Consider the following 13,270-nt stretch of genomic DNA (forward strand, 5'->3'; position numbering starts at 1 on the left):
CCTTGTCGTAACGGTCCGCCCACTGGCCGCCCAGCGCGGAGAGGATGAAGCTCGGCGCCATGAACAGCGCGCCGGCGGCCTGCACCAGCGGCCCGGAGTGCGCATCCGGCAGCGTCGCGAGGATGAGAAAGACCAGCGCGGTCTTCAGATAGGAATCGTTGAAAGCGGCGAAGGCCTGGCACCAGAACAGCGGCGCGAACTTTCGGCTTCTCAGCAAATGGCTGCTCATCGCGTGGTCTCCCGGCCTGCGCCGCTTTTAAAGCGAAGCATTGCGCTTGCGAAGTGCCGCAAGCGTGGTATGAACGATGTTCACGCTACTCTTGTAGCATGTTTTGAACGCCGTTCAAGGAAATTCGTGGCGGAGTCATCGGAAAAATCGACGAAAGGTCGGCGTGAGGCGCAGCGCGAGCGGTTGATCGGCTTCGCGGAACATCTCATCGCGACGCAGGGCCTCGACGCCGTCCGCGCGCGGGAGCTCGCCAAGCAGATGGGCTGCGCCGTCGGCGCCATCTACAATCTCGTCACCGACCTCGACGAGCTCGTGCTGCTGGTGGCGCAGCGGACGCAGCGCGATCTCAGCGCCTATCTCGATGCCGCGGCGGCAGGCGACCACGCCGATGCCGAGGGCCTCCTCGTCGCCTGGGCGGAGACCTACCTGCGTTTCGCGAAAGAGAACCGGCTGCGCTGGCGCGCCCTGTTCGAGTTCCGGCTGCCGCCCGACACGCCGCTGCCCGCCTGGTTCGTCAAGGACCAGGAGGCAATCTTCAGCCGCCTGGAGGATCGTCTGCTGCCGCTCACGGCCCGCGATACGGTGGGCGCGCGCAAGCTGAAGGCCCGCATTCTCTTCGCCGCCGTGCATGGCATCGTCGCGCTCAGTCTGGAGGAAAAGGTTGTGGCCATGCCGATCGAAGCCGTCGAGGGCGAGTTGGCGGCATTCGTCCGGGCCTATTTGCGTGGTTTGACGACAAAGTAGTGGGGCGCTTCTGTCTGCCCCTCTCCCCCTTGTGGGGAGAGGCTGGAAGTGGGGGTTCGCGGTGTTCTTCGACCATGAACCGGATTGAGAGAACCCCTATCCCTAACCCTTCCCCACGAGGGGGAAGGGGACCATCCCGTCACCGCCCCTTGCCCAGCGCCTTGATCGCCGCCGTCATCGATCCCGCCGCATCATCGTATCCCGCCCAGGCCTTCGTCCGCCCCAGCAGCGCCGGCACGCTGCGCACGGTGAATTTCAGCGGATCGAGATCGTTTTTCACCTGCGCCCAGGTCACCGGCATCGACACCGGGGCATGGGCGCGAGCCCGCGGCGACAGCGGCGCGACGGCGGTGGAGAGAAGGTCGTTGCGCAGATAATCGAGAAAGATGCGCCCGTTGCGGTCCTTCTTCGCCATGGTGGTGAGATAGCGGCCGGGTTCGTCCTTGGCCATCGCCACGCACACCGCCTGCGCGAAGGCCTTGGCCTCGCCCCACGGTACCGGCTTCTTCTCGATCGCCAGCGGCGTCACCACGTGCAGCCCCTTGCCGCCGGTGGTCTTGCAAAACGCGGTCAGGCCGATCGCCTCGAGCCGCGCCTTGACCTCCTTCGCCGCGGTGATCACCGCGGAAAAAGCGACGTCCGGTCCGGGATCGAGATCGAACACGAGACGGCCCGGCACGTCCGGCTTGTCCGGCACGCAGTTCAGCGGATGCAATTCCAGACCGCCGCTCTGCGCGATGGCGGCCAGCCCCTCCACGCGATGCAGCACGATATACGGTTTGCGATCCCCCGAAATGGTCACGAGGTCGAGCAGGCTCGACGTCCCCTGCATCGCGTGGCGCTGGAAGAAGGTCTGGCCGGCGATCCCGTCGGGACAGCGGATGATCGAACACGGGCGGCCAATGATGTGCGGCATCATCCAGGGCCCGACCGCCTCGAAATAGGCGGCGAGATCGGCCTTGGTGACGGGTGTTCCGTCACTGGCGTCCGGCCAGTATGCCTTGTCGGGATGCGACAGGAGCACGCCCATCACGCGCTGCTTGCCACCGACCGGTTTGGTCGCGGCCCTTTTCGGCGAAGCCTGGCCGGGTGCAGGCGCCGCCGGTACGGCGATCTCGACATCCGCCGGCACCGCCGGTTCTTCGGCTTCGACCTCCTGCGCCGGCTTGTCCTCGCGCAATCCTTTGAAGGAGGCCTGGCGGATCGAGCCGTCACCGGTGAACCCGGCGAATTCGATCTCGGCCACAAGGTCGGGCTTCAGCCAATGGATGGTACGGTCGCCACGCGGCGCGTTCTTGCCGACGAACGGACTTTTCGCCGCCGCATGCGCCTCGAGTTTCGGCGTCAGGCTCTTGACCTTGGCCGCGCCATAGCCGGTGCCGATGCGCCCGACATAGGTCAGGTGCCCGTCGCGGAACACGCCGGCCAGCAACGACCGGAACTGCCCGTTGGTGTCGGTCCAGGCGCCCACCACCACCTCGTGACCGGCCCGGCACTTCGCCTTGGTCCAACTCTCCGAGCGACCGGATTTGTACTGCGCGTCGGCGCGCTTCGACACGATGCCTTCCAGCGACAGCTGGCACGCGGACTTCAGCACCGCGTCGCCGCCATGGTCGAAATGCTCGACATAGCGCAGCAGCGGCGACGGCTTTTTGCGCGCGGCGAGCAGCGCTTCGAGCTGCGCTTTGCGGTCTCGCAGCGGCAGCTTCGTCAAATCCTGGCCATCGAGAAACAGCAGGTCGAAGGCGAAGAAGATCAGCTTGTCCGACGTGCCGTCGGAGAGCGCGGCCTGCAGCGCCGCGAAATCCGGCGCGCCCTCGCTGTCGAGCGCGACGATCTCGCCGTCGACGATTGCATCGGGCAAACCCACGAACGCTTTCGCCACCGCGGCAAACCGGTCGGTCCAATCGAGGCCGGTGCGGGTGCGCATGGTCGCCTTGGCGCCCTCCACCCGGGCCTGGATGCGGTAGCCGTCGAATTTGATCTCGTGCAGCCAGCCGGCGCCGTCCGGCGGCCGCGGCGAAATCCGGCAGAGCTGCGGCGGAACGAAATCGGGCATCACGGCGGCGCCTTTGGCCTTCTTCGGCGCCGCAGGCGTCTTTGCCGGTACCATGGCCTTTGCGGCGGACGTCGTCACAGCCTTCGTGGCAGGTTTTGCCGCCTTGGCCGGCGTGCCTCGCCCTTCCGCGACCCGCTGCTCTTTCGCCAACCCGTGGTTGGAATCCCAGATCGCGTCGGCCGCCGGCGCTTTCTCCTTGGCGAGCATGAAGGGTTTGGGTGCCTTACCTGTGCCCGCCGCGATCATCGCCATCGGCCGGCCCGACGCCACCGATTTGTCCTCCGCCAGCATCGCGTCGGCATCGCCCTCGCGTGCGTCCTCGTCGCGATGTTTGATCAACAACCAGTTCGTGCGCTTGCCGCCGGTGCGGTCGTGCTTCATCCGCACCAGCACGTAGCTGCCTTTGACGCGGGCGCCATGAAGATTGAACTTGAAGTCGCCGGATTGCAGCGCCTCCTGCGGGGTCTTGCCGCCCTCCGGCGTCCAGGTGCCGCGATCCCAGAGCTGCACGGTGCCGCCGCCGTACTGCCCCTTCGGGATCGTGCCCTCGAAGTCGCCGTAGCCCAGCGGATGATCCTCGACCTCCACCGCGAGGCGCTTGTCCGCTGGATCGAGCGAGGGGCCCTTGGTCACAGCCCAGGATTTGAACACGCCGTCGAGTTCGAGCCGCAGATCGTAATGCAACCGCGTCGCATCGTGCTTCTGGATGACGAAGCGCAGTTCATCCGACGGCACCACGCCGACATCGCCGCTCGGCTCCGCGGTCTTCTGGAAATCGCGCTTGGCCTTATATCTTTCGAGCGGCATGGCTGGGACCTCGATACGGCCTAGCTCGCGCAACGCGCGATGGAATTGCGGGGTTCCGGGCCAAGGCGGCGACCCGATGAGGACTTGCGAACCAATCCGGTTGGGGACAAGCGAGGTCGGCATAAGTGCGACATGTCAAACCGTGTAGGGTCGGCCCGACCTCACCCCTGGGTGACGTGCCCCCGCGCCCAGGCGATATGATGAGCATCATCTTCTTCCGCATCCTCGCGCTCGTCCTGCTCGGCCTGGTGCTGCAGGACGCCTTCGAGGTGATGCTGCTGCCGCGCCGCACCTCGCGGCGCACCCGCCTCGTGCGCTTCTTCTTCTGGAGCACCTGGAAGCTGTGGAGCGGCATCGCGCAGCGCTTCAGAAATGGCCCCCGCCGCGAGCGCTTCCTCAGCATCTACGGCCCACTTTCGATGCTGATGCTGTTCGTCACCTGGGCGGGCAGCCTGATCTTCGGCTTCGGCCTGCTCGAATGGTCGCTGCAATCGCGCGAGGCCGGCGTCTTCGTCTCGGCGCTCACAGAGCAGGTCTACATGAGCGGCATCACCTTCTTCACGCTCGGCTATGGCGATGTGGTGCCGCATACCGGGGCCGGCCGCTTCGTCGCCGTCGTCGAAGCGGGTTCCGGCATCGGCTTCATCGCCGTGGTCATCGGCTATCTCCCGGTCCTCTACCAGCTGTTCGCCCGCCGCGAGGCGCATGTCATCCAGCTCGACGCCCGCGCCGGCTCGCCGCCGACCGCGGCGACGATGCTGCGGCGTCACGCCGAGAGCGACGGCCTCGACAACCTCGACGACCTGCTGCGCGAGTGGGAAGTCTGGGCGTCCGAGCTGATGGAAAGCCATCTCTCCTATCCCATGCTCGCCTATTACCGCTCGCAGCACGACAACCAGTCCTGGCTCGCGGCCATCGCGGCGGTGATGGACACCTGCGCGCTGATCCTCGTCAACGTCGTCGACCGGCCGCCGCTGCAGGCGCGGATGACCTTCACCATCGCCCGCCAGGTCATCGTCGAGATGAGCCGCGCCTTCGGCACCGGCCCGACCGCCACGGCGCTCTACGAGCGTCTCCCGCATGAGTCGTTCCTCGAGATGGAAGCCATCTTCATCGACGCCGAGATCGAGTGGCACGGCGGCACGGCCGCCGAAGACATTCTGGCGGCGCTTCGGGCGACCTACGAACCGCTGCTGGAGAATTTATCCGCCGCGCTGCTCCTGCCCCTGCCCGGCTGGGTGCCGACGGACGAGACGGCCGACCACTGGTCGCGCGGGCACCAGGGCGATCTGGCCGGCCTGCTGATCGACGAGCTCTCCTACCGCAAGCGCGCGAGCGGCGATGCGGATGTCGACCGCGAGGCCCGCTGGGACGCGCTGAGCCGCCGTTTGAAATAGCCGAACTGGATTGACGGAAACGACGTGTTCTTGGTATGTTCCGAGGATCAACCGAGACCGATCCCATGGCGCTGACGATCACCTACACCATCGTTCCGTTTCTCCGCGGCGTCGGCGGCCGCCTGTATCCCGGGACCCCGCGGCGCTCGCCTGCGCGCGATGCGGCGATCGCCGCCGCCGATCATATCGCGCCGTTCTACGCCGGGGTCATCGTGCTGAAAGAGCGCTCGGATGCGGCCTGCGGCACGTTCCTTGAGCCGCTGCTGATCTGCGTCATCGGCGACGTGCCTGACGATTTGATCACGCAACTGGCGGCGTGATTCATCCTCCCCCGCGCGTTGCGCAGGGGAGGACGTCGCCGGCGTCCTAAAACAGGCCGACGATCTGGCCGTCGGCGTCCAGGCCGATCTTGTGGGCCGACGGCTCGGCGGGCAGGCCCGGCAGGGTCATGATGTCGCCGCAGGTCAGCACCACGAAACCGGCGCCGGCCGACAGGCGGGCGTCGACGATCGGCACGGTATGGCCGGTCGGCGCGCCCAGCGCGGTCGGATCGGCGGAGAAGGAGTACTGCGTCTTGGCCACGCAGATTGGCAGGTTGCCGTAGCCCATCTCCTCGATATTTTTGATCGCCGTCTTGGCCTTGGCCTCGATGGCGATATCGGCGGCGCGATAGATTTCTTTTGCGACGAGGCGCATCTTGTCGGCGATCGGCAAGTCCGTCGCGTAGAGCGGCTTGTAATGCGAGGTGCCGCCCTCGCTGAGCGAGACGACTTTTTCGGCCAGCTCGATCGCGCCCTTGCCGCCCTCCGCCCAATGCTTGCACAGCACGGCCTCGGCGCCGAACTCGGCCTTGCAGACCTGCTGGATCAGCGCGAACTCGGCGTCGGTGTCGGACGTGAAGGCGTTGATCGCCACGATCGGCGGCACGCCGAATTTCTTCACGTTCTCGATGTGCCGGCCGAGGTTGGCCATGCCCTTCTTGAGCGCCTCGAGGTTTTCCGCGCCGAGGTCTTTTTTCGCGACGCCGCCGTGCATTTTCAGCGCGCGCACCGTGGCGACGATCACCGCGGCGGACGGCTCGAGACCGGCCTGGCGGCATTTGATGTCGAAGAATTTTTCCGCCCCGAGATCGGCGCCGAACCCGGCTTCGGTGACGACGTAGTCGGCGAGGTCGAGCGCAAGATTGGTGGCGATCACGGAATTACAGCCGTGCGCGATGTTGGCGAACGGGCCGCCGTGAATGAACGCCGGCGTGCCTTCCAGCGTCTGCACCAGGTTCGGCATCAGCGCATCCTGCAGCAGCACCGTCATCGCGCCGACCGCCTGCAACTGCTCGGCCGTGACCGGCTTGCGATCGCGGTCGAGGCCGATGATCATTTTCTTCAACCGCACCTGCAGGTCGGCCAGATCGGTCGCCAGGCAGAACACCGCCATGATTTCGGACGCCACGGTAATGTCGAACTTGGTCTGGCGGACGTAGCCGTTGGCGACGCCGCCGAGGCCGATGACGACGTCGCGCAGCGAGCGGTCGTTCATGTCGACGGCGCGCGCCCAGGTGACGCGGCGCGGATCGATGTTCAGCTTGTTGCCGTGGTAGATGTGGTTGTCGATCAGCGCGGCGAGCAGGTTGTTGGCCGAGGTAATGGCATGGAAGTCGCCGGTGAAGTGCAGGTTGATCTGCTCCATCGGGATGACCTGGGAGTATCCGCCGCCGGCGGCGCCGCCCTTGACGCCGAAGCACGGCCCGAGCGAGGGCTCGCGCATCGCCACCGCAGACTTCTTGCCGATATGGCGAAGCGCATCGGCAAGGCCGACCGTCGTCGTCGTCTTGCCTTCGCCGGCCGGCGTCGGGTTGATCGCGGTGACGAGGATCAACTTGCCCTTCTTGGCATCGGGGCGCTTGGCGAGGCTCTCGATGAACTTGGTCTCGATCTTGGCGATCGTCCGGCCATACGGCAGCAACGCTTCGGCCGGGATGCCGATGCGGTCCGCGACGGTGGCGATCGGCTGCGGTTTGGTGGCGCGGGCGATTTCGATGTCGGTCAGCATGGGGCCATCCCTGATGGTTGAACGGGGCTTTTCCAGGCGAAACCGCCCGTGCGCCCCTTAGGAAGACTGAATGTCGTCGCCCTTGCCATGCTTCCGCCGGGGAGAGCAAGCCGACAAAGCCTTAAAACGCCTTTCGGACGCGTCAGGGCCTGCTAAATTATTTACGAATTGATTCGAAGAAATTGAGTACGCCGTGACATCGAGCCCCCCGCCAGAAGGAATGACCGATGTCGACTACGAAGCCATCGAGGCGGCGGTCACCGAAACCGTGCGCGGTCGCTGGTTCCTGAAGGAGTTCGCCCGACGCAATCGCGGCAGCGAGGTCAAGCTGATGCTCGACGCGATGAGCCGGCTGGAAACGCTGGTCACGGCGAGCCAGACGCAACCCGCCTTGCCCGCGCCGCCCTCCGCCGATCCGTCCATCAGGCTGATGGTCCAGCGTATCAAGGAGATCGGCGGCCAGCTCGAGGGTCTCGCCAGCATCATGCGCGAAGATGGCGTCGAGGCGCATTATTGCGAAGTCGTCGAGTTGCAGGCCCGCGCCGTGGCCGGCTTGATGCGCACCGGAACGATGGCGGCCAAGCCGGACGCGCCCGCGCGCCTGGAGCAGCCTGTGCCCATTGCCGCGCCGCGCGCGCCGGAGCCGCGCCGTCTGCCCCATGTCAACGAACGGCCCTTGCCGATGCCGCAGGCCGATCCGCGGCTCGACGCGCTGTCAGGGCTCGATGGGCTGCCGCTGGCGAAGAAACTCGCTCTTTTTACCTGACGCGTCGGCGGCAGGCTTGGCGGCCGTGCCGGAGCCGTGGCGCGCGGCATGAGCGGTCTTGGCCGTCGCGATATTGCCGAGAAACTGCCGCGTCGCGTTGGCCCACGTATAGGTCTCGGCATGAGCCCTCGCCCTGTCGCGCGGAATGTCCAGCGCCTGCAGGCAGGCGGCGCGCAGATCTTCGTCGAGCACACCCGCACCGCTGTCGCCGATCACGTCGAGCGGCCCCAGCACCGGAAACGCTGCGACCGGTAGGCCGCTGGCCAGCGCTTCGAGCAGCACCATGCCGAACGTGTCGGTCCGGCTCGGAAACACGAACACATCCGCCGAGGCGTAAAGCGAGCAGAGATCGTCGCCTTTGCGCACGCCGAGGAAATGCGCTTGTGGGTAGGCCTTGCTCAGGCTGCGGCGCGACGGTCCGTCGCCCACAACCACCTTGGATCCCGGCAGGTCCAGCTTGAGAAACGCGTCCAGGTTCTTTTCCGGCGCGAGGCGCCCGGCATAGAGAAAGATCGGTTTCGGCAGGTCCCAAGCGACCCGCTTCGACGGGTTGAAGGCGACGTGATCGACTCCGCGCGACCATTGCATCAACCGCTCGAACCCGCGACCCGCGAGTTCGCGGGCCAGGCTCGGCGTCGAGACCATCGTGCCGGCGCTGGCGTTATGAAAACGCCGCAGCAGCGCATAGGTCAGCCGCTCCGGGATCGGCGTGCGCGCGGCGATATATTCGGGAAACCGGGTGTGATAGCTCGTCGTGAACGGCAGCCCCTGGTTCAGGCAGAAACGGCGCGCCGCAAGGCCGACCGGTCCTTCGGTGGCGATATGGATGTGGTCGACGGGGCGTTCGGCGAGCCGCCGGCCCACGGCCTTCTGGCCGGCGAGCGCCAGCCGGATCTCGCCGTAGGTCGGCAGCGGAATCGTAGGAAATCCCTGCGGCGAGAGGAAGTCGATCTCGCTGCCGAACGCCGGCGCCGACTTGGCCAGAGATTCCAGCGAACGGACCACCCCGTTGACCTGCGGTCGAAAGGCATCCGTGGCGACGAGAATTCGCATCACGCGGCAGCACGGGCCGAGGCAGGCGCCGCGTTCGTATCGCGGACCAGAACGGGGGCCCGTTCGTCGCCCTTCGACTGCCAGTACAGGATCTCGAGACGGCCATCGAAGTGCTCGGCGACCGCGGTGCAGGATTCGACGAAGTCGCCGGTGTTCACGTAGGTGATCCCGTCGATGTCGCGAATCGTGGAATGGTGGATGTGACCGCAGACGACGCCGTTGGCGCCCTGGCGTCGCGCTTCGTCGGCGAGCTCCTTCTCGAAGGAGCCGATGAAGTTGACCGCATCCTTGACCTTCAGTTTCGCCCAGGCCGAGAACGACCAATAGGGAAAGCCGAGCGACCGGCGAGCCTTGTTGAACCAATAGTTCGAGAACAGCGCCGCCTCGTAGGCCCAATCGCCGAGAAGGGCGAGCCAGCGGGCATGCGTCACGACGATATCGAACTGGTCGCCGTGGATGACGAGAAGCTTCTTGCCGTCTGCCGTCTCGTGGATCGCGCTGTCCATCACCTCGACGCCGCCGAAGGTCATGCCGAGATAGGCGCGGGCGAACTCGTCGTGATTGCCGGGCAGGAAGATCATCCGCGAGCCCTTGCGGACCTTGCGCAGCAGTTTCTGGATCACGTCGTTGTGCGACTGGGGCCAGTACCAGCCGCCTTTCAGCGCCCAGCCATCGATGATGTCGCCGACGAGATAGAACGTATCGGCGTCATGATACTTCAGGAAGTCGATCAGCAGATCGGCCTGGCAGCCCCGCTTTCCCAGATGGACATCGGAGATGAACAGCGTGCGGAATTTGGTGGGTTCTGGTTCTTCGCTCACGCAGGACCTGCACTTGTTCGGGTAGACCATCTGCGGTTAATCAGAGTCGTGTGGCGCTGCCATGACAAAGCTAGCGCAACTTGTTGACGCCTGTTGAGAAACCGTCATTCGGCAACGATGAAGCAAGATTGTTACAGGGTTGCTTCCGCGAGGCTAGCGCCGGAATCGCGCGACGGTGGGACTCCCGCTAACCCCACAGCGTCGGAGCCGGCGGATGGACCACCGACCCCGCATACACCAGACCGTCCGGGCGATCGTGAGCGAGCAGCAATGGCCCGTCGAGATCGACGAAGCGGGCGCGGGGCGCCAGAAGCATCGCCGGCGCCATTGCGAGCGACGTCGCCACCATGCAGCCGACCATGATCTCGAAGCCGAGATCCTCGGCCGCCGATGCCAGCGCCAGCGCCTCGGTGAGGCCGCCGGTCTTGTCGAGTTTGATGTTGATGACGTCGTAGCGCTCGCGGAGCGCCGCCAGACCCTCGCGATCGTGAACGCTTTCGTCGCCGCAGATCGGGACGTGATGCGTGACGGTCGCGAGTTGGGCATCGGCGCCGGCCGGCAGCGGCTGCTCGATCAGGGCGACGCCCGCTTCCGCGCAGGCGGCGATCATATGTTCGAGATCGCCGGGCGCCCAGGCCTCGTTGGCGTCGACGATCAGCTTCGCCGCCGGGGCGCCCGCACGCACAGCCCGCAGCCGCTCGATGTCGCCCTCTCCCGCAAGCTTGATCTTGAGCAAAGGACGCGCGTTCGCCGCCCGCGCCGCTGCCTCCATCGCGTCCGGCGAACCCACCGATAAAGTAAAGGCCGTCACGGCAGGGCTCAGATCCCGCAAGCCCGCGCGCAAAAAAGCCGGCATCCCGCTGCGCTTGGCCTCGAGATCCCAAAGGGCACAGTCGACGGCATTGCGGGCCGCGCCCGCCGGCAGAAGCGTCTGCAGCGTCACGCGATCGCACCCGGCTTCCACGTGATGCGCGATGCCGGCGATCTCGGCCAGGACACCCGCGACGCTTTCGCCGTAGCGGGCGTAGGGCACGCATTCGCCGCGCCCGCGAACGCCGTCCGCGTCAAGCGTCACCACGACCACATGAGCGTCCGTCTTGGCCCCGCGCGCGATGACGAAACGCCCGGCGATCGGGAACGTCTCGGCTGTAGAGCGCAGCGTGATCATCGGCTAGCCTTCGCAACGGGAAAGGAATAAGGTCTCCTACTCCCCTCCTCAGCTGCTCGCCAAGCCGCCAAGCGGCGAAACGATGACGCGTGCCTCAAACCTGACGCGACAAAAGCTTTTAACCAATCCCGGTTAAGGTAAAACCTTAATCATCTTGCCCTCTGTTCAGCGTACCATGCCGCAGCCTCCTCAATTTTCAAGCGAGACCCTCGGCACGTCGATCCGCCTCAATCTCGCGGGGTCGTGGACAGTGGATGCCTCCGCCGCGCTGGAACACAGCGGACTGGCGCTCGTCGCGGCGGCCAAAGCGGCCCAGGCCGCGATCTTCGACCTCGGCGGCATCGAGCGCCTCGACACGGCCGGTGCCTGGCTAATCGATCGCTCGCGACGCGACCTGCAGACCCAGGGCATCGCGACCCAGATCGAGCACCTGCGGCCGGAGTTCACCATTCTTCTGAACGAGGTCGAAAAGCGCGAGGTGTCGGTCCCGGCATCGTCTCACGGCTTCAGCATCATCGACCTGCTCGCCGACGTCGGACACGGCGTGGTGCAGTTTGGCCGGGACATGATCGCCGGCGTCGCGTTCTTCGGCGAACTCGTGTCGTCCCTGACGAATACCGTTCTGCATCCCCGGCGGTTTCGCGGAACGGCGCTGTTCTTCCACGTCGAGACCTTCGCCTTCCGCAGCGTGCCGATCATCGCCTTGATCAACTTTCTGGTCGGCGCGATCGTCGCGCAGCAGGGCATCCAGCAGTTGAAGCGCTTCGGCGCCGTGACCTTTGCCGCCGATCTCATCGGCGTGCTGATTCTACGCGAACTCGGCGTGCTTCTCACCTCGATCATGATCGCCGGTCGCTCCGGCTCGTCGATCACCGCCGAAATCGGCTCGATGAAGATGCGCGAGGAAATCGACGCGCTGCAGGTCATGGGTCTGCGGGCGATGGACGTCCTGGTGGTCCCGCGCCTGCTCGCCCTCATCATCAGCCTGCCGATGCTCACCTTCATCGCCGACATTTCCGGCATGTTCGGCGGCATGCTGACCGGCTGGATCTACGGCGGCATCAACCCGATCGCCTTCGCCAGCCGGCTCCGCGAGGCGATCGACGTCGACACCTTTCTCGTCGGCCTCATCAAGGCCCCTTTCATGGCCCTGATCATCGGGCTCATTGCCGCGATCGAGGGCCTCGGGGTCGAGGGTTCTGCGGAATCGCTGGGGCGTCAGGTCACGTCCTCGGTGGTGAAATCGATCTTCATGGTCATCGTCGTCGACGGCCTTTTCGCCATGTTCTTCGCGAGCATCCATTTTTAGGAGTTCGATCCTGGATACCGCGGTTCTCGATTACGCCCCTTCGCGATCCGACGCGCCGGACCCTGCGGACGCGACACTTGCGATCAAGGTCCGCGACCTGGTGGTCGGCTTCGGCGACAAGATCATCATGGACGGGCTCAACCTCGACGTCGTCAAAGGCGAGGTTTTAGGCTTCGTCGGCGGCTCCGGCATGGGCAAATCGGTATTGACCCGCACCATTCTCGGCCTTGTGCCGAAGCGTGCCGGAACGATCTCGGTCTTCGGCGAGGATCTCGATACGCTGACCCCGACGCAGTTCAGCGCGCTGCAACGCCGCTTCGGTGTGATGTTCCAGCAAGGCGCGCTGCTGTCCGGACTGACCGTGAAGCAGAACGTCCAGATCCCGATGCGCGAACACCTTCGCTTGTCGAAGGGGCTCGCCGACGAGTTGGCGATGCTGAAGATCGGCCTCGTCGGCCTGCCCGCCGATGCCGCCAACAAGAAACCCTCGGAACTGTCCGGCGGCATGATCAAGCGCGCGGCGCTTGCTCGTGCCCTGGCGCTCGATCCCGAGCTTTTGTTTCTCGACGAACCGACCTCGGGCCTCGACCCGATCGGCGCCGCCGACTTCGACGAGCTCATCGGCACGTTGCAGAAGACGCTCGGCCTCACCGTCTTCATGGTGACCCACGATCTCGACAGTTTGTACGCCATCTGTGACCGGGTCGCCGCGCTGGCCGATCAGAAGGTCATCGCCGCCGGCACGATGGAGACCATGCTCGCGTCGGATCATCCCTGGCTGCAGGCCTATTTCCACGGCACCCGCGCGCGCCGCTTTCTACAACCCGTCCGTCCGCCCCAGCCCCACCCGTTCTAGGAATCGCAAGGT

The 13,270-nt window shown here is 65.6% G+C and carries 12 protein-coding genes; 6 read left to right on the forward strand and 6 right to left on the reverse strand.

Features of this window, described 5'->3' with window-relative positions:
* Window positions 1-229 (reverse strand): hypothetical protein (locus tag GSQ79_RS19865; RefSeq protein ID WP_158810397.1); only part of this gene is annotated, 229 nt, incomplete at its 3' end.
* 126 nt (window positions 230-355) lie between these two features.
* Here GSQ79_RS19865 and GSQ79_RS19870 point away from each other — a divergent pair.
* The gene (locus GSQ79_RS19870; RefSeq protein WP_158810398.1) at window positions 356-973 is read left to right on the forward strand and encodes a TetR/AcrR family transcriptional regulator; all 618 of its coding nucleotides are present in this window, start codon (window positions 356-358) and stop codon (window positions 971-973) included.
* Between the two features lie 139 nt (window positions 974-1,112).
* Here the strand turns inward: GSQ79_RS19870 and ligD are convergent, their stop codons facing one another.
* Entirely contained in the window at window positions 1,113-3,839 is a 2,727-nt protein-coding gene (ligD, locus tag GSQ79_RS19875) for a DNA ligase D (RefSeq protein WP_158810399.1), read from the reverse strand.
* A 200-nt stretch (window positions 3,840-4,039) separates the two neighbouring features.
* Here ligD and GSQ79_RS19880 point away from each other — a divergent pair, with 200 nt between their 5' ends.
* On the forward strand, window positions 4,040-5,236 hold the full coding sequence (locus GSQ79_RS19880; RefSeq protein ID WP_158810400.1) for a potassium channel family protein: 1,197 nt from the start codon (window positions 4,040-4,042) through the stop codon (window positions 5,234-5,236).
* 65 nt (window positions 5,237-5,301) lie between these two features.
* Complete coding sequence (locus GSQ79_RS19885; protein WP_158810401.1) at window positions 5,302-5,556, forward strand: hypothetical protein; 255 nt, start codon at window positions 5,302-5,304, stop codon at window positions 5,554-5,556.
* 46 nt (window positions 5,557-5,602) lie between these two features.
* Here GSQ79_RS19885 and GSQ79_RS19890 read toward each other — a convergent pair whose 3' ends face one another.
* Window positions 5,603-7,285 (reverse strand): formate--tetrahydrofolate ligase, encoded by a 1,683-nt coding sequence (locus GSQ79_RS19890; RefSeq protein ID WP_158810402.1) that lies wholly within the window; start codon window positions 7,283-7,285, stop codon window positions 5,603-5,605.
* A gap of 220 nt (window positions 7,286-7,505) precedes the next feature.
* Between GSQ79_RS19890 and GSQ79_RS19895 the strand changes: the two genes are divergently transcribed.
* On the forward strand, window positions 7,506-8,051 hold the full coding sequence (locus GSQ79_RS19895) for a hypothetical protein (protein WP_158810403.1): 546 nt from the start codon (window positions 7,506-7,508) through the stop codon (window positions 8,049-8,051).
* On the opposite strand, the gene GSQ79_RS19900 is transcribed toward GSQ79_RS19895, so the two are convergent.
* The 3 genes from GSQ79_RS19900 to dgcA form a co-directional block, all read right to left on the reverse strand.
* The gene (locus GSQ79_RS19900) at window positions 8,001-9,104 is read right to left on the reverse strand and encodes a glycosyltransferase family 1 protein (protein WP_158810419.1); all 1,104 of its coding nucleotides are present in this window, start codon (window positions 9,102-9,104) and stop codon (window positions 8,001-8,003) included. The genes GSQ79_RS19895 and GSQ79_RS19900 overlap by 51 nt on opposite strands.
* Window positions 9,104-9,925 carry a UDP-2,3-diacylglucosamine diphosphatase gene (locus GSQ79_RS19905; protein WP_246725457.1) on the reverse strand — a complete coding sequence of 274 codons (822 nt, stop codon included), beginning with the start codon at window positions 9,923-9,925 and terminating at the stop codon, window positions 9,104-9,106. The genes GSQ79_RS19900 and GSQ79_RS19905 overlap by 1 nt, the downstream gene beginning before the upstream one ends.
* A gap of 187 nt (window positions 9,926-10,112) precedes the next feature.
* Window positions 10,113-11,093, reverse strand: coding sequence for an N-acetyl-D-Glu racemase DgcA (dgcA, locus tag GSQ79_RS19910; RefSeq protein WP_158810405.1), 981 nt, complete (start codon window positions 11,091-11,093; stop codon window positions 10,113-10,115).
* A gap of 175 nt (window positions 11,094-11,268) precedes the next feature.
* Here dgcA and GSQ79_RS19915 point away from each other — a divergent pair, with 175 nt between their 5' ends.
* Together GSQ79_RS19915 and GSQ79_RS19920 are read left to right on the forward strand one after the other, a co-directional pair.
* Window positions 11,269-12,402 (forward strand): ABC transporter permease, encoded by a 1,134-nt coding sequence (locus GSQ79_RS19915; protein WP_158810406.1) that lies wholly within the window; start codon window positions 11,269-11,271, stop codon window positions 12,400-12,402.
* An 82-nt stretch (window positions 12,403-12,484) separates the two neighbouring features.
* A complete protein-coding gene (locus GSQ79_RS19920; RefSeq protein WP_246725458.1) occupies window positions 12,485-13,258 on the forward strand; it encodes an ABC transporter ATP-binding protein in 774 nt (257 codons plus the stop codon).
* The last annotated feature ends 12 nt before the right edge of the window (window positions 13,259-13,270 follow it).

The organism is Beijerinckia sp. L45 (assembly GCF_009765775.1).
Taxonomy (GTDB): Bacteria; Pseudomonadota; Alphaproteobacteria; order Rhizobiales; family Beijerinckiaceae; genus RH-AL1.